We start from the raw sequence: 19420 nt of genomic DNA on the forward strand, positions 1-19420 counted from the left end.
GTTTCACGTGAAACACCTGGCCCCAGCCAGAAACCCGGGGCCTGCGCCGCTGTGCGCTTCAGCGAGCCCCGCCCGACCCGAAGCAGTCTTGCCGCAAGCCCCCCGCCAACGCAAGCGTGCCAGCGGAAACCTTTGCGATGACGCTCGTTTGTTCTGCTCCGCCCGCGGCGGAGGCGCGCGCGATCAGGCGGGCAGGGAGGGCGTGCCGAAGGGCGTCACCGCGCGGGGCTCCGCCGACGCCTCCGCAGCCGGCGCCCGAAGGCCATCGCGGATATAGCGCGGTGGCGTGCGCAGGTCGCGGACGACGCCGGCCCAGGCGAGCAGCTTGAGCAGGTAGTAGGTGACGTCTACCTCCCACCAGAACCAACCCTGGTTCGCCGTCGACATGTAGTAGTGGTGGTTGTTATGCCACCCCTCCCCCAAGGTCAGCAGCGCCAGCAGTAGGTTGTTGCGGCTATCGTCGGCGGTGGCGTAGCGCCGCGAGCCGAAGACATGCGAGAGCGAGTTGATCGTAAAGGTTCCGTGCCAGGTCAAGACGGTGGAGAGAAAAAAGCCCCAGACGAGCAATGGCAAGCCGCCGGCGAGAAAGAGCGCCACCGCCAGGGTCACCGGCGGCACGAGATGCCAGCGGTTGAGCCAAACCAGCTCGGGATAGCGCGCGAAATCGCGAATGCGCTCGAGCTTGGTCGCGTCGTAGCGCCTGGAGAGAATCCAGCCCACGTGCGCCCACCACAGCCCGCGCTGTCGGGGCGAGTGAATGTCCTCGGGCTCGTCCGAATGCTTGTGATGGTCGCGATGATGCGCGGCCCACCAAAGCACGCCCTTCTGCGCCGACATCGACCCAATCCAGGCCAGCACGAACTGGAAGCCGCGCCCCGTCTTGAAGGCGCGATGTGAAAAATACCTGTGGAACCCAGCTGTTATGCCAAATATCCGCAGCAGGTAGAGTGCCACCGCGGCCACTGGGTAGAACCAGTGGAAGGGCAAAAGAAAAATTAACAGCGCAGCAATATGTACGCCAAAGAACGGAAGTGCCTTGACGAGATCGGCGCGGTCGCTGGGCTCCACCCCGACTGCACGCGGTCCCGAGGCGAGGAAGACTTGCTGCTGCATGCCCCCCAACTTGCCAGAGCCCTGTCATAGCCCTGTCATGAGCCCCAGACCCGGGCGCCGGAACCTTGCGCGCCGCCAAGGACCGTGGCATGGCCGGTGGGGCGCAAGGGGCCGACCCGTGGCCCCGAGCGTCCTTCAGGGGAGGTGATATGGCGAGGCGACGGCGTTGGCTCTTGGCCGGTGGTGGGGTGCTCCTGCTCACCGGCGCCGTGCTCGCCTGGCAGTGGCGCCTACGCGGCGCGGCCGAGGGGCCACGCTCGCCCTATCGCACGGTCGCCGTCGATCGCGGGCCCATCGTCGCGCGCGTCACCGCTACTGGGACCCTCTCGGCCATCGTCACCGTGCAGGTGGGCAGTCAGGTCTCGGGCCGCATCCAACAGCTCTTCGTCGACTTCAACTCGGCGGTGAGCAAGGGGCAGGTAATCGCGAAGATCGATCCCCAGCTCTTCGAGGCCGCCGTCGAGCAGGCGCGGGCGAATCTGATGGCTGCCGAGGGCAACCTCGCGCGTGCCCGCGCGCAGGCCGCCGACGCCCTCCGGCAGGCCGCGCGCGCCGAGCAGCTCGCGACGCGCCAGCTCGTGGCCACGGCCGAGCGCGACACCGCCGCCGCCACCGCCGAGGCCGCCAGCGCTGGGGTCCAGGCCGCGGGCGGCTCCGTGGCGCAGGCGCGCGCGGCGCTGAACCAGGCGCGCATCAATCTCGCCTATACGACGATCGTCTCGCCGACCGACGGCGTCGTCATTTCGCGCGACGTCGATGTCGGCCAGACCGTGGCCGCTTCACTGCAGGCGCCGACGCTCTTCGTCATCGCCGAGGATCTGCGCAAGATGCAGGTCGACACCAACGTGGCCGAGGCCGACGTGGGCCGCCTGCGGGCCGGCATGCCCGCCAGCTTCACGGTCGATGCCCACCCCAACGAGCCCTTCTACGGCGCCGTACGGCAGATCCGCAATGCGCCGCAGACCGTGCAGAACGTCGTCACCTACGACGCCGTGATCGACGTCGACAACCCCGCGCTGAAGCTGAAGCCGGGCATGACGGCCAACGTCACCTTCGTCCACGCCGACCGCGACCAAGCCCTGCGCGTGCCCAACGCCGCGCTGCGCTTCCGACCGCCTGCCGCTGCGCTCGCCGCCGCGGCCCCGTCGCCGAAGCCTAATGGGCAGGGCAATGGACGAGGCAGTGGGCGGGCGAGTGCGCGTGCCAGTGAGCGGCCAACGAGCGGCGCTGCGACCCAGCCTGCGGCGCCCCCGCCGCCGCCGCGCCGCGAGCTGTGGGTGTTGCGCGCCGGCCAGGCCCGCGCCGTCAGCATCGCCACGGGGGTCACCGACGGCCGCTGGACCGAGGTCCTCGACGGCGCGCTCGCGGTCGGTGACGAGGTCATCATCGAGGCCGTCCCTGGCGGTGTCCCGCGCGCGGCGGGCGGGGCTGGGATGGGCGGTGGGCCGCCGCCGCGCGGCATGCGCTCGGTGTTCTGAGCAGCAAGGCAAGCCAGGCCGATGTCTCCCTCCCCCGCCCTCCCCCCGCTCGTGCGGCTCCAGCAGGTGACCAAGGTCTACCGCATGGGCGATGTCGACCTGCACGCGCTGCGCGGCGTCTCGCTGGAGATCGCCCAAGGCGGCATGACGGCGATCATGGGCGCCTCCGGCTCGGGTAAGTCGACGCTGATGAACATCGTCGGCTGCCTCGACCGGCCGAGCGGCGGAAGCTATCAGCTCGCTGGGCGCGACATCTCTGGCCTCGGTCGCGCGGCCCTGGCCGACGTGCGCAATCGCACGCTCGGCTTTGTCTTCCAGAGCTTCAATCTGCTCTCGCGGACGAGCGCGCTGGAGAACGTCGAGCTGCCCCTGCTCTACGCCGGTGTGGCTGGGCGCGAGCGCCAGCGACGGGCCGTCTCGGCGCTCGAGCGCGTCGGGCTGGCCGATCGCCTGCGCCACCATCCAGCGCAGCTCTCGGGCGGCCAGCAGCAGCGGGTGGCGATCGCGCGCGCGCTGGTGCTCGACCCGCGCCTGATCCTCGCCGACGAGCCGACGGGGAACCTCGACTCGTCGACCAGCGCGGAGGTGATGGCGCTCTTTCGCCAACTGGCGCTGACGGGCATCACGGTGGTGCTGGTGACGCACGAGGCCGATATCGCCGCCTACGCCGAGCGCGTGATCGTGATGCGCGACGGCCGCGTGCAATCCGATCAGCGCCAGCAGCCGCAGGCAGCGCCCGACGCTGCCACCCTCAACGCTGCCAAAGCGCCCCCGCCCCAGGGCCTTCAGCCCGCGCCGCAAGCCGCCGCGGCAGGAGGCGTCGGATGAATCTACTCCAGGTCTTTCGCGTGGCGCTGCGCGCTCTCGTGCGCAACAAGCTACGCTCCTTTCTGACGACCCTGGGCATCATCATCGGCGTCGGAGCGGTGATCGCGATGGTGGCGATCGGCGAAGGGGCGAAGGCTCGCGTGCAGGAGGCCTTCGCCTCGGTCGGCTCGAACATGCTGATCGTGCTGCCCGGTGCCACCACCCAGGGAGGCGCCACGGGTGGCTTCGGCTCGCTGCCGACGCTGACCTGGGACGACCTCAAGGCGATGCAGACCGAGCTGCCGAGCGTGCGCTGGGCCGCGCCCTCCTTGCGCAGCGCCGCGCAGGTGCAGAGCGACGAGCAGAACTGGAGCACGCAGGTCAACGGCACCACGCCCGAGTACTTCGAGCTGCGCGGCTGGAAGCTCTCGCGGGGCAGCGGTCTCTCGAGCTCCGACGTTGAGGCCGGCACCAAGGCCGTCGTGCTCGGCCAGACGGTGGTGGACAAGCTCTACGGCGCCAACGCCGACCCCGTCGGCCAGCTCGTGCGCATCAAGAACATGCTCTTTCAGGTGATCGGCGTGCTGGAGAAGAAGGGCCAGTCGCCGATCGGCCAGGACTTCGACGACGCGGTCTTCATTCCGGTGACGACCTACCGCTCGAAGATTCAGGGCGGCTTGGGCAACTACATCGCCGGTGTGGTCTTCGTCGGCGCCGCTTCGGCCCCCGACGTGGCGCGCGCCGAGCGCGAGATCACCGCGCTGCTGCGCGAGCGCCATCGCATCGCGCCTGACGCCGACGACGACTTCTCGATCCGCAACCTGACCGAGATGGCGGGCGCGATGCAGCAAGGGACCAACACCCTGACCGCGCTGCTGGCGAGCATCGCCGCCGTCTCGCTGCTCGTCGGTGGCATCGGCATCATGAACATCATGTTGGTCAGCGTCACCGAGCGCACGCGCGAGATCGGCGTACGCATGGCCGTCGGCGCGCGCCCGGGGCACATCCTCTCGCAGTTCCTCGTCGAGGCCCTGACGCTGGCGCTGCTCGGCGGGCTGATCGGCGTCGGCCTCGGCCTGCTTACCGCGGCACGCCTGGCGTCGGCCTTTGGCTGGCCGATGCTCGTGCGGCCCGAGGTCATCGCGTTGGCCGTCGGCTTCAGCGCGCTGGTCGGCGTCGGCTTCGGGCTCTATCCGGCGCATAAGGCGTCGCGTCTCGATCCGATCGCGGCGCTGCGCTACGAGTGAGGGGAGGGCGATGATCAGCCTTGCCATGCTGGCGGCCGGCGCCGCCCTTCGCGTCTTGACGCTGCAACAGGCGCTGACGCTGGCGCTCGAACACCACCCCGATCTACAGCGGGCGGCGGCCCAGGCCCAGGCCGCGGCCGCTCGGGCCGACCAGGCGCGCGCGCCGCTGCTGCCGCAGCTCAGCGGCTACGCGAGCTACCAGCGCACGACGGGCAACTTCGCCCTGCGCCCCGGCTTCGTCCCCGGCGACCTGCGCGGCGGCACGTCATCCTTCGCCACCTTCAACTACTTCAACTTCGGGCTCAGCGCCTCGCAGCTCGTCTGGGACTTTCGCCAAAGCAGCGGCCGTTGGCGCGCGGCCCAGGCCAGCGCGGAGGCGGTGGGCACGGCAAGGCGGACGACGCAGCAGCAGGTCCGACTCGCCCTGCGCTCGGCGTTCTTCACCGCGCGCGCGCAGCGGGCGCTGGTGCAGGTCGCGCTTGAGGAGCTCGGCAATCAGCGGCGGCGGCTGCGGCAGGTCGAGGGTTTCGTCGAGGTCGGCACGCGGCCGCCGATTGACCGGGCGCAGGCGCGGGCCGAGCTCGCCAATGCCCGTGTGCAGCTGATCGACGCCGAGAACGCCTACGCGCTGGCCAAGGCGCAGCTCAAGCAGGCGATGGGCGTGGAGGACGACCTCGACTACGAGGTCGCTGACGAGCTGCTGCCGGCCGTGCCCGGTGAGGAGCGCAGCTTGGCCGAGCTGCTCGCCGAGGCGCTGCGCCGGCGCCCCGAGCTTGCGGGCCTCGAGCAGGAGCGTCGCGCCGCGGCGTTGGTCGGGCGCGCCGCGCGCGGGCGCAACTGGCCAGCGCTGAGCGTTTCCACCGCGCTGAGCGATGCGGGCACCGAGCTGGGGGCGCTGGCCTGGAACTGGAACGCGCAGGCCGCCCTGAGCTGGCCGCTCTATGAGGGGGGGCTGGTGGGGGCCCAGGCGCGCGAGGCCGAGGCCAACGTCGCCGCGTTGAGCGCCCAGCGGGCGGTGCAGCGGCAGGCGGTGCGGGTGGCGCTCGAGCAGGCCCGGCTCGGCGTGCGTGCGGGGCAGGCCGGCTTGCGGGCGGCGCGCGAGGCGCTCGAGCTCGCGCGCCAGCGCCTCGCCCTGGCCGAGGGGCGCTACGAGACGGGGTCCGGCAACATCCTCGAGCTCGGCGATGCCCAGGTGGCGCTGACGCAGGCGGCGGCCCGGGTCGTGCAGTCCGAGCACGCGCTCGCGCTCGCCCGCGCGCAGCTGCTCCAGGCCCTTGGCCGCGAGTAGGCCGTCGGCGCGCAGCCGCGCGTCCGACCCCGCGGTACGTCCGTTTCCGCGCGCCGGCCCCCGCCCCGCTCCACCCCAATCAATGCTTGGAGACCCTGGCATCGGCGTTGCCCGAAAACCGGAGCCGCTGGCTGCCACCGTAGCGGCCCCGCAGCCGCTCCGTGCACAATGGATCCATCGATGAATCAGGCAATTGACCACAGGCCGTTGAGCAGCGGACGCCTGGCGCGGCCCGCGTCGAGCGGCGCGCGCTTGGGCCCAAAGCTGGCCGGCTCTTTGCTTGGCGGGTAGGCTGGCGGTGGTCCCGCCGTGGGTCCTCTCCAAGAGCGAGGCATGCCCCGAGATGCTCGAGATGCTATGGAGCAGCAGGTTGCGGTTCTTCGCCCCGCGGCATTCGACGATCGTGGCCGCGTCCCGCGCTCGGCGTCCGCGCCTCCGGGCTATCGTCACGCTGGGGCTGGTCGTTGTCACAGTGGCCGCCGACCCGCTCGGCGGACGCGCCCTGGCGGACGCGCGCGGCGGTCTCCAGCTTCGCGATCGCGCGCTCGAGCATATCCTCCATGGCGACATCATCAGGGCGCACCAGGCGGTGCCCGTCCATTTCCGGCCGGGGCCCGGGAAGCCGGCGGCCTGGTCGCTGCTGCGCCGCAATGTCCGCGTGATCGACGGGGGCCTACATACCCAGGAGGGATGGGCTCGCTTCTTGGCGCTGCGCGCCGGAGAAGGGGCACCCTTGCTCTCGGTGGTCGAGGCCCTGGAGCTCCCTCTCGCGCAGCTCCTCTTCGTCAGCGAGACGAGGGAGGGCGGAAGACGCGCCGCCACCATCCCCGTCTTCGAGAGCTACGTCGATGAAAGGACCGGCGTGGGCTTCCTGACGCTGCCCCGCGCTGCCCTCAGCGCCGACGCGCTCCGCCGGGCTCAGCAAGCAGGCGAGCGCTCCGACGCCCCCCTCCACTTCGCCCGAAAGGCCCTCCTCCCCGAAGGACTTACGGAAGACCCGGAGCACTTCGCCAGGCTCCTCGCCGGGGCGTACCGGCGCGGCGCACAGAAGCCCTCCGGCACGCCGCTGATCGAGCTACGAGAGGCGATGGTCTCCGCGCCACTGCCCCAGGGCGGAACGGGAGAGCCCTTTCCCCTCCGCATCGCCACCAAGTCGGGCGGCGAGCTGATCTCGGCTTATCCTTACTTCGACCGCACCCAACTCTTCGTCGCGGTGCCCGAGCCGACCGCGGTAAACTTGCTCAGCGCCCTCCAACACATGAAGGTCTTAGGCCAGCGTAGCACCCTCAGGGGGCTGCCAGCCGCGCTTCAGCACCTGCCGGACGCGCTCCAAAGGCGGCTCGAACACGCCGCCGCGCAGCTCGTGAGGGCCGAGTTGGTGGCCAACCTGGCTTTGCCCTCGCCGCTGACGGCCACGGGCGTCGCCTCCGTCTGGCAAGACCGACGCCACTCGGGCGAGGGTCGAAAGGCCCGCGCCGCCGCCCGGCGCGCGCTTAACCCGCTCTTCGAGGCGGCCGCCCTGGGCCTGTCGGCGGAGCCTTGGCGGCTTGCCGTCGCGTCCTGCGCCCGAGCCCTACCGCTGGAGCTGAACGGGCAGGCGGCCATCAAGCCGCTGACGCAGCTGATGATGCTCGCGGATCTCGCGGTGGATCAAACCTGGGGAAGCATCGCCGCTGCCCCGGCAAGACAGCGCGCAGCGAGCAGGTAAGCGCCAGCGCCGCTCGCGCTCCGCGCCTTGCTTGCGCCGCGTGCGGCGACATACCATCCGCGCCGGCTTATGCCTCCTCGAGGTCGTCGCATGGATCAGCCTGCACCCGCCCCGGCCCGTCCCCTTCGCCAGCTCGAGGCCGACGTGGCCATCATCGGCGCCGGCCCCGCCGGCACGGCCACCGCCGCGCACCTCGGACAGCTCGGCGTGCGCAACGTGCTGCTGGTCGACAAGCACGACTTCCCGCGCGACAAGACCTGCGGCAGCGGCATCTCGCCCAAGGGCATCGCGGTGCTGCGCAAGCTCGGCGTCTGGCCCGAGGTCGAGCGCCACGCGCGCTGGATTCGCGGCCTGCGCCTCGTCACGCCCGGTGACCGCGAGGTCTTCGTCTCGGCCGGGAGCCAGCACGACGCCGTGATTTGCCCGCGCCGCATCCTCGATCACCTGCTGCTCCAGCGCGCGCAGGCGCTCGGCGTGACCTTCCTCCCGAGCTTCGCCGCCGTGCGCCTGGTCGAGGAGCAGGGGCGCGTCGTCGGCTTCGAGGCCCGCGACGGCACGCGCGTCCGCGCGCGCTACACCGTGGTCGCCGGCGGCGCGCACTGCACGCTGACCACCAAGGAGGCCGCGCGCCCCAAGCGCACGATCCAGGCGATCATGGGCTGGTGGGAGGACGTGCCGCATCGCGGCGACCACCTCGAGATGATCTTCGACAAGATGCTGGCGCCGCTCTATGGCTGGCTCTTTCCCGAAGCGGCGACGCGCGTCAACATCGGCATCACCTACGAGGATCCCGCCCATGAGCAGCGCGCTCGCCAGCTCTTTCAGCGCTTCCTCGACAAGCACTTCGCTGACCGGCTGGCCGGGGCGCGCCAGCTCGGCAAGTGGCAGGGCCACCCCATCGCCTACGACTACAACGTCGGCCAGCTGACCTCGGCCGGGCGCGTCGTCGTCGGGGAGGCCGGTCGGCTGACGCATCCGGCGACAGCCGAGGGCATCTACCAGGGCATGCACTCCGGGATGCTGGCGGCGGCGGCGCTGCAGCAGGTGCTGGCGGGTCGCCACGAGCGGCTCGCCTTCGGCGCCTACGAGTGGCGATGTCGGCAGGCCTTCGCCGCGTCGTTCGCGGGAGCGGCGGCCTTTCGCCGGCTCTTGAGCACGCCGGCGCTGGACTGGCTGGTGGCGGCCGGCGAGCGACCCGCGCTCAAGCAGCTCGCGGCGCGGGTGCTGGCCTGGCTCTGAGGCCCGGGCGCGCTAGGCGCCGTCGCCCATGGCGGCGTCGTGCATCGCGGCGTCGGCGGCGCTGACGGCAGCATCGCTGGCACTGACGGCACCGTCCTGCATGCCCCCGTCCGCCGCGGCCGGACAAGACGTCGCCGAGACCATGCCCGAACAGGTCTCGAACTGCTTGACGCAGTTGACCTTGGCCGTGTTCTCACCGCAGCCGCAGGCGGCGCAGGCAGCGCCCGTCGGGTTCTGCGCGCAAGCCCCGATGCAGTTCTCGATGGTGCAGGCCAGGCGGGCGCCAAAGCAGCCATTGCACGTGGTCGAAAGCGCGTTCTTGGAGGCGTTCGCGATGCAGTCCTCCGCGCAGGTCTTCTTCACCACGGCGGTGATGCAGGCGAGGCCACAAGCCGTGCTGATATCGGTGATCGTCTTGCCCCCGCCGTCGCCGTAGCTCTTCTGCAAGGCGGCCTGGTCAGCGGTCCCGAGACAATTCGTGGCCACGGCGCCGCCGTCAGTGGTCTTGGCGTCCGAGCGCGCGCGGGCGTCGGTGACGCCTGCATCCGTCTTGGGCTTGTCGCCATCGCTGCAGCCGAGCGAGAACACCGCGCCGAGGGCCACGGCCAACACCATCACACGAGAAAAGCTTCGCATCTTTCAAATCCTCCATCCCCATCATCGCGGGGCGGCAGACTATACTCGATTCCGCTCCGCGCGTGCGGAACGAAGTTCATGGCGCCAGCCGCCCGCGTAGCGGGCCGCCGCCAAGACGGCCTCGATCATGCTTGTGGCGCTCGCGCGGCCCTGCCCGGCGAGGTCGAAGGCCGTGCCATGATCGACCGAGGTGCGCAGGAAGGGCAGGCCCAAGGTCAGCGCCACCGTATGCTCGAAATCGAGCGTCTTGGCCGCTATGTGACCCTGATCGTGATAGAGCGCCAGCACGGCGCGGAAGCGGCCCTGGCGGGCCTGGTGGAAGACCGCGTCCGCTGGAATCGGCCCTTCGATGGCGCAACCGCGGGCCCGCGCCTCGGCGATGGCCGGCTCGAGCTGCTCGCGCTCCTCGCAGCCGAGCAGCCCGTCCTCACCGCCGTGCGGATTGAGCGCGGCGACGGCCAGCGGCCCCGCCGGGAGCTTCAGGCGGTCGAGCGCGCGCTCGGCGCGTAGCAGCACGTCGAGGACGCGCTCGCGCTCGACCAACTCGCAGGCGCGGCGCAGTGAGACATGGCGCGTAAGAAAAAAGATGCGCAGGGCGCCAGCCTCGAACATCGTCAGCGGCTCGTGGGCGCCCGTCAGCCCGGCGAGCATCTCCGTATGTCCGAGATAGGGCACCGCCGCCTGGCGCAGCGCGACCTTATGCAGCGGCGCCGTCGCCAGCGCGTCGATCGTCCCGGCGAAGGCGAGCTGGACCGCGCGCTCGACGTAGGCAAAAGCGGCCTGCCCGGCCGCCGCCTGTACCAGGCCCCAGCGCAGGCTGCCTGGCGGCAGCTCGCCCGCGGCGACGACCTCGATCGGCCCCTCGGCGCCAAGGGGCGGCGTCTCCCGCCGCTCCAGCCCGTCCACGACGCGCAGGGCTCGCCGGCCGCCGCAGAGCTGTGCTGCCAGCGCGACCACGTGCGGGTCGCCGATCACCAGCGGCCGACAGGCCGCCTGCACCCGCGGATCACCCACCGCGCGGACCACGATCTCCGGTCCGATACCGGCCGGATCGCCGCAGGTGATACCGACTATCGGTCGTGGCTCCATCGGCAAACCCCTCCCATCACGCGCTGCGCATCTTGGCCCAACGCGCGCCGAAGTGCACCCGCGACCGCCCGGACGCTAGCTCCCTCCCTCTCTGCCCCCCTCCCGAAGGGCTACCCGCAGGCGGATCTTGCCAGCGAGCAGGGGCTGAAGTAGCTCTTAGGGGCGCGGGTCGGCGCCGCTTCGGCCCGCGCGAACTCTCGATGACCCAAGCCTCTCTGCCCTCAAAGGTCGCCGATGCGACGCCCGCCGCGCTGGAGCCGGCCGACCGCAGGGTCGCCTGGGCCTTCTGTTATCGCGTGCTGCCCGGCGTCTCGCGTACCTTCGCGCTGACCATCCCCGTGCTTCAGCCACCGCTGGCTGACGCCGTCTGCGTCGCCTACCTGCTCTGTCGCATCGCCGACACCATCGAGGACCGCAACGACCTCGAGCTCGGCTTGCGGCGCGGCCTCTATCAGCGCTTCGCCGCGATGGTGGCCACGCCCGCGCGCGCGCTCGCCGAGGGCCAGGTCGACGCCTTCCTCGAGCGCTGGCCGCCCGATGCCACCCCGGCCTATCAGGAGCTGGTGCGCGGGCTGGCGCCGGTGTTGGAGGCCTACGCCAGCCTGCCCCAGCCGCAGCGCGCGGCGATCGACGCTTGCGTGCAGGAGATGCTCGGCGGCATGAGCGCGATGACCCACCCCGAACCCGAGGATGGGACGGTCTGGGTCTGCGCCGATCTTGCGCAGCTCGAGCGCTACTGCCATTACGTCGCCGGTACGGTCGGCCTGATGCTGACCCGGCTCTTCGACGATGCGCTGGGTGGCGGCTTCGCCTCGGCGGCGCGGCTGGAGGAGGGGCGGCGCTTCGGTCTCGGATTGCAGCTGACCAACATCGTCAAGGATCAGGTCGCCGACGGCGAGCGCGGTACCAGCTTCGTGCCGCGCTCCTGGGTCGGCCGGCGCGGCGGGATGTTACCCGAGGCCCTGGCGGCGCTGCTGCGCCGCACGCTCGAGCACCTCGACGTGGCGCAGGCCTACACCTTGGCCTTGCCCGCAGCGCGCAGCGAGCTGCGCCTGTTCTGCCTCTGGGCGCTATGGATGGCGGTCGGAACCGTGCGCGAGGTGGCGCGACGCAGCAGCCCGGCACCGAAGATCTCGCGCGTCGAGGTGGCGGAGATCATCGCGTTCACGCGCGCCCACGCCGCGGAGGACGCCACGCTCAATAAGCGCTACGCTCGGCTGCGCGAGCAGGCCTGGGGCGCGGTGGACGCGCTGGCCGCGGCGACGAAAGCGGCGGCACCCCTCGCCTGAGCGCGGAGCGGTGCGGCCAGAGGGGATTGTGTTGCTATGAAGGTCATTCTCGCCCGCCCACGCGGGGTTTGTGCTGGTGTCGAGCGGGCGGTGAAGATCGTCGAGCTGGCGCTCGAGCGCTTCGGCGCGCCGATCTACGTCCGCAAGGAGATCGTCCATAACCGCTTCATCGTCGATCACCTGCGCCAGCAGGGGGCGCGCTTCGTCGATGAGCTGGACGAGGTCCCGGCCGGTGCGCTGGTGATCTTCTCCGCGCATGGCATCTCGCCCGCGGTGCGCGACGACGCCGAGCGACGCGGGCTGCGCACCGTCGACGCCACCTGCCCGCTGGTCTCGAAGGTGCACCTCGAGGTGCTGCGCTACGTCAAGCGCGACTACAACCTGGTGCTGATCGGCCACGAGGGCCACGATGAGGTGGTGGGTACGCTCGGCCACGCCCCGCAGTCGATCACCCTCGTCACCGACGTCGGCCACGCCGAGCGCGTCGAGCTGCCCCTCGACAAGCCACTGATCGTGCTGACGCAGACGACGCTCTCGGTGGACGACACCAAGCAGATCATGGCCGTCCTGATGCGGCGCTTCCCGCAGCTCGAGACCCCCGGTGCCGACGATATCTGCTACGCGACGCAGAATCGCCAGAACGCCGTCAAGGCGCTGGCCGACAGCCGGATCGACCTGCTGCTGGTGGTCGGCTCGAATAACTCCTCCAACGCCAAGCGCCTGGTCGAGGTCGGGGAGTCGCGCTCCGTGCCGGGCTACCTGATCGACCGCGGCGCCGAGATCAAGCCCGAGTGGCTCGAGGGCGTCTCGGCGGTCGGCGTGACCTCGGGCGCGTCGACACCCGAGGAGCTGGTGCAGGACGTCGTGGCGCGGCTGCGCGAGCTGGGCGCGGACGAGGTCGAGATCTCGACCACCGTCGAGGAGCACGTCGTCTTCACCCTGCCTCCCGAGCTGCGCCAGCTCGGCGCCGCCACGGCCTGAGCGTCATGCCGGCGCGGCGCTTGGTTGCGCAGCGGCTCGTCGCCCTGCTCCAGCGCGCCTTGGCGCCGGCCGCCGCCGCTGGTTTGCTCGCGCTCCTGGCCAGCTTCCTGCCCCGCGTGGCCCAGGCCGCACCCGCTCCCGTCGCCGCCTCCGAGGGAGCGCTTGCCCGAAGCACCGCCGCGGCGCCTGCGTCACCCGCGAGCGCGCAGAGCCCGGCGAGCTCCGCGCTGCTCGCGCCCGCGCTGGTTCCGGCACCCCTGGCCGATGATCCGCTGCAGGACGTCGTGCTCTCGGCGATGAAGACGCCGACCACGGTTCAGCAGGCGCCAGCGACGATCACGGTGCTGACCGGCGAAAAGATCGAGCTCCAGGGCTTCCAGACCTTGGGCGACGCGGTGGCGACCGTCCCCGGTTTTTTGCCCTTTCGCTACGCCTACGGTGCCGCGGCCGCGCCGATCGCCCGCGGCATCCTCTTTGGCACGCTCTATCTGCTCGATGGTCTCGACATGTACGACCCCGCCGGCTTTCCGCTGCTCACCGAGTGGCTGCCGGTCGAGCTCGTGCAGCGTGCCGAGATCACCAGCGGCCCGGGCGGCGTGCTCTGGGGCTCGAACTCCTTCGTCGGCGTGGGCAACATCGTCACCAAGTCTGCCGACGACCTGGACGGCCTGCGTGCCCACGCCAGCCTCGGCACGGCCACGGCCGGACAGCGCGACCAGCTCCGCACCTACGTGATGGGCGGCGCGAAGCTCTTCGATGGGCGGCTCAAGCTCTTCGCTCACGCGTACTACCGCAGCTGGATCGAAAGCGGGGTGTCGCTGCCGGTGCGTCCGATCCTGAGCCAGGGCGTGATCGTCAGCGAGGAGCGGCCCTTCGTCATGGGCGGACCACGCAGCCACGACCTCGGCGCCTCCCTCAATCTCGGTGCGGGTCCCTGGTCGCTGATCGTCCACCTGCCGAGCGCGCGGCGGGGCGCGCCGATCGGCATCAACGCGATCGCGCCCGAGGCAGGCCTCGACGAGGACCGGCTCGATTGCGCCGATCCCGCGCTCGGCGAGCCCTGCGGGCAGCGTGTCGACGCCGATCGAATCGGGCGCACCATGCGCTACGATGTCGGCGTGCGCGCCGGCATCCTCCGCTATCGACGGCGGCTGCTGCGCGATCGGCTCGGCCTCGATGCCCGCGCCTTCTTCGCCGACTACTGGATCGGCTACAAGCCGATCGTCGGCGTGATCCCCTCTGGCCTCGCCCCCAGCGGGCTGGCGGTAGCCGAGTCCTACAGCAGCCATCGCACAGGCGCCTCCGTTGACCTCGACGTGGCCCTGCCACGGCGCAGCCAGCTCCTCTTCGGCGGCGAGCTCTTCTACGACTGGCTCGATGCCTATGACGCCACGCTGCGCCTCGATCCGGCCACGCTCGGAATCCTCGGCTTCCCCTGCGAGGCCGCCGCCGACGGGCGTAGCTGCACGGTCCCCCTGGTCTACGCCTCGAACCGGCTCGCCGGTGGCCTCTTCGCCAACGTCCAGCACCGGCTCCTGCCCGAGCTGACGCTGAGCGCCGGTTCGCGGCTCCAGCTCTACGCCGGGCGCCGGGCGCTCGACCCGGTGGTGCTCTTCTCCGGCGCCGCCGTCTGGTCGCTGACGCCGGCCTGGAATCTCAAGGCGAGCTTCTCCGAGGGCTTCCGGCCGCCCTCGCTGGTCAAGACCGACAACGCTCGGGTCGGCTTCCTGATCCCCGGCAATCCCGATCTACACGTCGAGCGCAGCCGCGCCGTGCAGGGCCAGGCCAACGCCCGTCTGCTTCACCTCGGCTCTGCGATTCGCGAGCTGAGCTTGCGGGCGGACTACTCCTACACCTGGATCACGAACTTCATCGCCGAGGTCGGAGGCGCCTTCGCCAATGTGTCGGGGATCGGCACGCATGCGGTCGAGTTCCTCGCCCAGCTCGCGCTAACGGCCGGGCATAGCCTGTCGCTGGGCTACACCTTCAACGACAGCGCGATCGAGGACCTCGGCAAGCTGCGCTCGCTGCCGAACCAGTGGTTCGTGGTGCAGGGGGCGTTCAATCTCTGGCGTGAGCGCCTGCTCTTGACGACGAACCTGACGGTGACGGGCTCACTCGAGGACCCGAACGTTCAGGCGCGCACGCCCTTCGGCAGCACCCGAATCGGGCGGCTAGAAAACGGGCAGCCGCTGGAAGAGGCGCTGCGGGTCTCGACCTTCGCCGATCGCCTCTTCGATCGGGTCGGGCCACAGGCCCATTGGAACCTCGGCCTGCGCTATTTGCTGGCGGGCCGGCGCGTGGTGCTCTTCGGCAACGCCTTCAACGTGCTGGACGCTCGCGGCTTCGAGGGCCAGGGTTTCCCGGACCCGCAGGGTCTGCCCGACATGGTGCCGGCCCCGCGCCGCGGCTTCTCCTTCCTCGCCGGCGCTGAAGCCTCGCTCTGAGCAGCCCCGACGCGCGCGTCCGCACGCACGCCTCCAGACGCACGTTTCCCCGCGCCGCCAGCTCGGCGCTCCCGTGGTTCAATCCTATTGGGATTGCGCGGCGACGCGCTCGATTCCGAGCAAGACGATATGCAGCCCCGCCGCACCGATGGGGACAGCCGAGCCTCCGGTCAGCCCCGAGCATTCCTGTGGCGCCACCAGCGGGCTCGACAGAGATGGCATATTTCGAACGTAGACTTACATTCTCAGTGCGTCATATAATCGCCAAATGCGCATCCAACAGCGCGCCGCGACTGGCGAGCTGCCGTGCTGGTTCGCGGCGCTGCTCTCGTTTGCGGTGACGAGCGGCTGTGTCCGCGCTGGATTCCAGGCGGGTAGCGCGCCGGCGCCAATCGCGGGCGCGGACGGCGGCAGCGCCGCGCAGGACGGGCACGGCGACGCGCAGGACGGGCGCAGCGATGCGGCGCCCAGCCCTGCGTTGAGCCTGCTGCTGCGCGACCCGCAGACCGGTCGTTCGGGCAGCGTGCGTTCGTCAACCCTCGAGGTCGCGATCGGCGGCGACCAGGGCGCTGCGCGCTATTGCCTCACCACCAGCAGCAATCCAGCCCCCACCGACGGCGCTGCGCTCTGTCCCGGGGGCCAGGGGCCGAGCCCGGGTTGGTGGGTGACGCGGCCGCTCACCTTCCAGTTGCCGCAACAGGAGGGCACGCACCGCGTCTTCCTCTGGATCGCCGACGCCGGCGGCCGCATCGTCGGTCCCAGCGCGCAGGCGACCGTCATCCTCGACACCGTGGCTCCGCCCGCGCCGGCCTTGACCCTGGTCGGTGTCGACACGGGCTCGGCGCTGAGGACCGACACGGGCCAGCTCGACCTGACCATCGATGCCGTTGGCGACGCCACGGCGTTTTGCGTCCTCGAGCGGGCGACGGATGACGCCGCCCCGGCCGAGCCGGCGGCCGACGATCCCTGCTTCGTCGCTGAGCCCCCGACGAGGCTCCAGCTCGCCGCCTTCGGCTCCCGCTCGCTCTGGGTCTTCGCCCGCGACGAGGCCTGGAACGTCTCGGCCACGGCTGGTTCAGCGGCGATCAGCTTTGCCGACAGCGGCGCGGCGCTGCCCCCCTTCACCTGGATCGGGCGGGCCGGCGACGCGCTCTTCTCGAACCCCGAGAACTGGTCGACACGGGTGGTCCCCGGCGATGCCCACGTGGCGCGCTTCGACGCCAGCTGCGGCACGCGCTGCGACTGCACGATAGACAAGCCCAACGGGCTCCGCGGGCTCGAGCTGGCCGCCACCTACCGCGGCACCGTCACGCAGGGCGCCGGCCAGGTGCTGACCATCGGCGCCAGCGGCCTCGTGATCGCGGGTGGCACCCTGCGCGGCAGCGATGGCCCGATCGACGTCAATGGCAATGTCACGCTGAGCGGCGGCCGCTTCGAGAGCACGAGCGCCACGCTTTCGATCGGTATCACGACCAGCGCCAACAACACTGGCGGTCTGACTGTCTCCGGGGGGGGGGTGTTCGTGGCCGGGACGGGGACCCTGCGCTTCGACGGCGCCAAGGGCAGCGGCGTGATGACCGACGTCGCGCGCATCGACGCCACCAGCCCGCTCCAGCTCAACCGCCTTGAGCTCGAGCTGCGCGATCCTGACACCTACTACGGCAGCAACGGGGCCGTGCTGCGCCTCGGCGCGGACACCCGGGTCATCGTGCAGACCGAGCTCCTGCTGCACGATGGCAAGCTCGTCGGCGGGGCGATGGAGCTCCGCGGCAATCTGACGACCACCTGCAGCCCTGGCGGCGTCTGCGCCGAGGGCGGGATCACGCCCGTGTTGATCAACGGCTCGGGGACCCAGACCTACAGCGGCGCGGGCACGGCGCCGCTCGTGGTGGTCGACAAGGTCGGCAGCTTCGAGCCCGCGCCGAGCACCACCAACTACAGTTTCTCGGGCCTCAAGCTCGTCCGCGGAAGCTTCGTCACGCCGACCGGAACGCTGCGCTTCCACTTCGACCGCGAGTATGGCCTGCCGGCCCCCCACGCCGACGAGGGCTTTCAGCTCCTCGGCGGCAGCTTCGTCAATCGCTTCAGTCAGCTCGCCCTCGACATGTGGGTCGGCAGCGACTCGCACTTCAACGTGCTGCCGATCGACGTCGGCACGCTCGACCTGCCCGCGCTGAGCGTCAACCTCGATGACTACAACGTGCGGAGCGGCCTCAATGGCGATTTCATCGGCCTGGCGCCGACCACGCTGCTGCGCGTGGCCGGCAGGTTGACCGTCAGCAATGGCAAGCTCGACGGCGGGCGAATCGAGGCCGGCGGCGATGTCTCGTTCTTCTGCTACAGCGAGCAAACCTGCGCCGGCGGCGGTACGACCCAGCTCGTGCTCACGGGTGCCGCGCCGCAAACCCTCTACCAGGCGCTCGGCAGCTACGCGGCGGAGCTACCGGGCGCGACCCTCGTTGTCGCCCGCGCACCCTCGACAGTGCCGCTGCGCGTGCTCTCGCCGCTGCGGCTTAGCGCTCCGGGCCAGGGTCTGCAGCTCTCGAGTGGCGTGGTGACCACCGAAGGCAACGCCTTGACGGTCGCCGGCACCCTGACGCTCGAGGCGGGGACCACGCTGACGCTGGCTGGCGGCGCGCTGAGCTACGGCGCGCTCGTCAACAACGGCGGAACGATCGTGTTCTGAGCTGGTGTGGGGGGCCTCTTGAGGCGAAGGCTCGCCGAGCTCGCCTCTGGGCGCGGCTTGGTGCCCCCGAGAAAAACTTCGCGCTGCGATTGTACTGGCCTCCGTCGCTGGTCACCATGGCCGCGCGGGCAGAGGGCAGAACCGGCGCGCTCCCCAGCCGAGCAACATCCACAGCGGCAGTCCGCCGGTCTCGGCCAGCGAGTGCTGGGCCGCAGGCCGCGTCAACGCAAGGAGAGGGCTCATGGGACTATTCGACAAGCTGAAGAAAGGCGTGAGCGGTCTGGCGGGCGCGGCGATGGCCCAGGCGTCCCGCGAGGCGCAGCCCGCTGCCGTCGACGACGATTTCGCGGCGGACGCTGCGGACGACGACGGCGAAGCCGCGCGCGCCGAGTGGAGCGTCAGCAACGCGATGGGCTGGGGGCGCTACTACGGCGAGCCACCCCGCGATGCTAACGACCACGCCCGCCTCGAAGAGCAATGCATTTGCGGGTATTGCCTTCCGCACTTCGGCAGCCTCGATCCCGACGACCTCGACCAGTTCTTCTTCATCGGCTTCGAGCTCGAGGAGGCCGAAGGCGAGGGTCCCGAGGCCTTCGAGGCCAAGCTGCGCAAGCATGGGCTCTCCGGCAAGGAGGAGTGGTGGCGGATCGTCGCCGCGTTCATGGCGCGGACCTATTACGGCATGTCGAGCGAGGACGCCGCCGAGCGCTACGCGCAGGCGATGGCCAACGCGCGGGGCCGCCAGCAGGTGCAGGCGACGGCGCGGGCCGCGGCGGCCGATCCGACGCTGCTCGCGCCCTTCGAGGGCGTGACGGTCGAGGGCTGGGCCAAGGCGGCGGCCGCGCTCGGCAGCGAGCCCGACCCGGGACGCCAGTCCAAGCTGCTGGTCCAGCTCGGCCTCGACACGGCCAAGTGGCAGCGCGTCAACGACGAGTTCCAGGCGCGGATGCAGCGCGACACCAGCTTCGTGATCGCGCAGGCCTTCGGCGCTGCCTTCACGCAGGCCCAGAGCGCTGGCGCGGGCGGCGGCGGGGCAGCGTCCTCAGCCGCCGATGAGCCGGTCAGCCTCGAGCGCTACGCGGAGATCATGGGGGCGATGGGGGCGTGGGGTCAGAGCGGGGCGGACGTCAACGCCAACCTCAAGCAGCACTTCGGTATCACGGCGATGGACATCTCGAAGATCGCGGCCTTCTGGAACACGCGTTTCCAGGCCGACATCAAATTGATGACCAAGCACGGCGAGCTGATGACCAAGTACCAGCAGCAGTACGCTGGCGCCGGCGGTGAGGACGACGACCTCGCGATCTGAGACAGCCACGCCGGTTATGCCGCCGACTGCGCGGCCATGCCGCCAAGCGCGCAGCCATGCCGCCAACTGGGCCGTGCCGCCAACTGGGGAGAGGCTGCGATGG

14 protein-coding genes are annotated in these 19420 nt (G+C 70.8%); 11 read left to right on the forward strand and 3 right to left on the reverse strand.

Features of this window, described 5'->3' with window-relative positions:
• Positions 1-183: 183 nt before the first annotated feature.
• Positions 184-1113 carry a fatty acid desaturase gene (locus IPL40_07200; GenBank protein MBK8480947.1) on the reverse strand — a complete coding sequence of 310 codons (930 nt, stop codon included), beginning with the start codon at positions 1111-1113 and terminating at the stop codon, positions 184-186.
• A gap of 149 nt (positions 1114-1262) precedes the next feature.
• Between IPL40_07200 and IPL40_07205 the strand changes: the two genes are divergently transcribed.
• The 6 genes from IPL40_07205 (at position 1263) to IPL40_07230 (ending at position 8880) form a co-directional block, all read left to right on the forward strand.
• On the forward strand, positions 1263-2591 hold the full coding sequence (locus IPL40_07205) for an efflux RND transporter periplasmic adaptor subunit (GenBank protein ID MBK8480948.1): 1329 nt from the start codon (positions 1263-1265) through the stop codon (positions 2589-2591).
• A gap of 21 nt (positions 2592-2612) precedes the next feature.
• Entirely contained in the window at positions 2613-3419 is an 807-nt protein-coding gene (locus tag IPL40_07210; protein MBK8480949.1) for an ABC transporter ATP-binding protein, read from the forward strand.
• The gene (locus IPL40_07215; GenBank protein ID MBK8480950.1) at positions 3416-4645 is read left to right on the forward strand and encodes an ABC transporter permease; all 1230 of its coding nucleotides are present in this window, start codon (positions 3416-3418) and stop codon (positions 4643-4645) included. Before IPL40_07210 ends, IPL40_07215 begins: the two co-directional genes overlap by 4 nt.
• Positions 4646-4655: 10 nt before the next feature.
• Positions 4656-5933 (forward strand): TolC family protein, encoded by a 1278-nt coding sequence (locus IPL40_07220; GenBank protein MBK8480951.1) that lies wholly within the window; start codon positions 4656-4658, stop codon positions 5931-5933.
• 343 nt (positions 5934-6276) lie between these two features.
• Positions 6277-7641, forward strand: a complete 1365-nt coding sequence (locus tag IPL40_07225; GenBank protein ID MBK8480952.1) for a hypothetical protein — start codon at positions 6277-6279, stop codon at positions 7639-7641.
• A 90-nt stretch (positions 7642-7731) separates the two neighbouring features.
• A complete protein-coding gene (locus tag IPL40_07230) occupies positions 7732-8880 on the forward strand; it encodes an NAD(P)/FAD-dependent oxidoreductase (GenBank protein MBK8480953.1) in 1149 nt (382 codons plus the stop codon).
• A gap of 12 nt (positions 8881-8892) precedes the next feature.
• Here the strand turns inward: IPL40_07230 and IPL40_07235 are convergent, their stop codons facing one another.
• Together IPL40_07235 and pdxA are read right to left on the reverse strand one after the other, a co-directional pair.
• On the reverse strand, positions 8893-9516 hold the full coding sequence (locus IPL40_07235; GenBank protein ID MBK8480954.1) for a hypothetical protein: 624 nt from the start codon (positions 9514-9516) through the stop codon (positions 8893-8895).
• Positions 9517-9555: 39 nt separating this feature from the next.
• Positions 9556-10605 carry a 4-hydroxythreonine-4-phosphate dehydrogenase PdxA gene (pdxA, locus tag IPL40_07240; protein ID MBK8480955.1) on the reverse strand — a complete coding sequence of 350 codons (1050 nt, stop codon included), beginning with the start codon at positions 10603-10605 and terminating at the stop codon, positions 9556-9558.
• 200 nt (positions 10606-10805) lie between these two features.
• On the opposite strand from pdxA, the gene IPL40_07245 reads away from it, so the two are divergent.
• The 5 genes from IPL40_07245 to IPL40_07265 all read left to right on the forward strand — a co-directional run bounded on the left by IPL40_07245 (position 10806) and on the right by IPL40_07265 (position 19317).
• Positions 10806-11894 carry a squalene/phytoene synthase family protein gene (locus IPL40_07245; GenBank protein MBK8480956.1) on the forward strand — a complete coding sequence of 363 codons (1089 nt, stop codon included), beginning with the start codon at positions 10806-10808 and terminating at the stop codon, positions 11892-11894.
• Between the two features lie 36 nt (positions 11895-11930).
• Complete coding sequence (gene ispH, locus IPL40_07250) at positions 11931-12875, forward strand: 4-hydroxy-3-methylbut-2-enyl diphosphate reductase (GenBank protein ID MBK8480957.1); 945 nt, start codon at positions 11931-11933, stop codon at positions 12873-12875.
• Positions 12876-12895: 20 nt separating this feature from the next.
• The gene (locus tag IPL40_07255; protein MBK8480958.1) at positions 12896-15322 is read left to right on the forward strand and encodes a TonB-dependent receptor; all 2427 of its coding nucleotides are present in this window, start codon (positions 12896-12898) and stop codon (positions 15320-15322) included.
• Between the two features lie 268 nt (positions 15323-15590).
• Positions 15591-18008 carry a hypothetical protein gene (locus IPL40_07260; protein ID MBK8480959.1) on the forward strand — a complete coding sequence of 806 codons (2418 nt, stop codon included), beginning with the start codon at positions 15591-15593 and terminating at the stop codon, positions 18006-18008.
• 241 nt (positions 18009-18249) lie between these two features.
• Positions 18250-19317: a hypothetical protein gene (locus IPL40_07265; protein MBK8480960.1), complete on the forward strand. Its 1068-nt coding sequence runs from the start codon at positions 18250-18252 to the stop codon at positions 19315-19317.
• Positions 19318-19420 lie beyond the last annotated feature (103 nt).

Source organism: Pseudomonadota bacterium (genome assembly GCA_016711215.1).
Taxonomy (GTDB): Bacteria; Myxococcota_A; Polyangia.

What these genes read in the sequence shown, in the direction of transcription:
- IPL40_07200 (MBK8480947.1), bottom strand. Translation starts at nt 1,113, where the DNA reads ATGCAGCAGCAAGTCTTCCTCGCCTCGGGACCGCGTGCAGTCGGGGTG.
- IPL40_07205 (MBK8480948.1), top strand. Translation starts at nt 1,263, where the DNA reads ATGGCGAGGCGACGGCGTTGGCTCTTGGCCGGTGGTGGGGTGCTCCTG.
- IPL40_07210 (MBK8480949.1), top strand. Translation starts at nt 2,613, where the DNA reads ATGTCTCCCTCCCCCGCCCTCCCCCCGCTCGTGCGGCTCCAGCAGGTG.
- IPL40_07215 (MBK8480950.1), top strand. Translation starts at nt 3,416, where the DNA reads ATGAATCTACTCCAGGTCTTTCGCGTGGCGCTGCGCGCTCTCGTGCGC.
- IPL40_07220 (MBK8480951.1), top strand. Translation starts at nt 4,656, where the DNA reads ATGATCAGCCTTGCCATGCTGGCGGCCGGCGCCGCCCTTCGCGTCTTG.
- IPL40_07225 (MBK8480952.1), top strand. Translation starts at nt 6,277, where the DNA reads ATGCTCGAGATGCTATGGAGCAGCAGGTTGCGGTTCTTCGCCCCGCGG.
- IPL40_07230 (MBK8480953.1), top strand. Translation starts at nt 7,732, where the DNA reads ATGGATCAGCCTGCACCCGCCCCGGCCCGTCCCCTTCGCCAGCTCGAG.
- IPL40_07235 (MBK8480954.1), bottom strand. Translation starts at nt 9,516, where the DNA reads ATGCGAAGCTTTTCTCGTGTGATGGTGTTGGCCGTGGCCCTCGGCGCG.
- pdxA (MBK8480955.1), bottom strand. Translation starts at nt 10,605, where the DNA reads ATGGAGCCACGACCGATAGTCGGTATCACCTGCGGCGATCCGGCCGGT.
- IPL40_07245 (MBK8480956.1), top strand. Translation starts at nt 10,806, where the DNA reads ATGACCCAAGCCTCTCTGCCCTCAAAGGTCGCCGATGCGACGCCCGCC.
- ispH (MBK8480957.1), top strand. Translation starts at nt 11,931, where the DNA reads ATGAAGGTCATTCTCGCCCGCCCACGCGGGGTTTGTGCTGGTGTCGAG.
- IPL40_07260 (MBK8480959.1), top strand. Translation starts at nt 15,591, where the DNA reads ATGCGCATCCAACAGCGCGCCGCGACTGGCGAGCTGCCGTGCTGGTTC.
- IPL40_07265 (MBK8480960.1), top strand. Translation starts at nt 18,250, where the DNA reads ATGGGACTATTCGACAAGCTGAAGAAAGGCGTGAGCGGTCTGGCGGGC.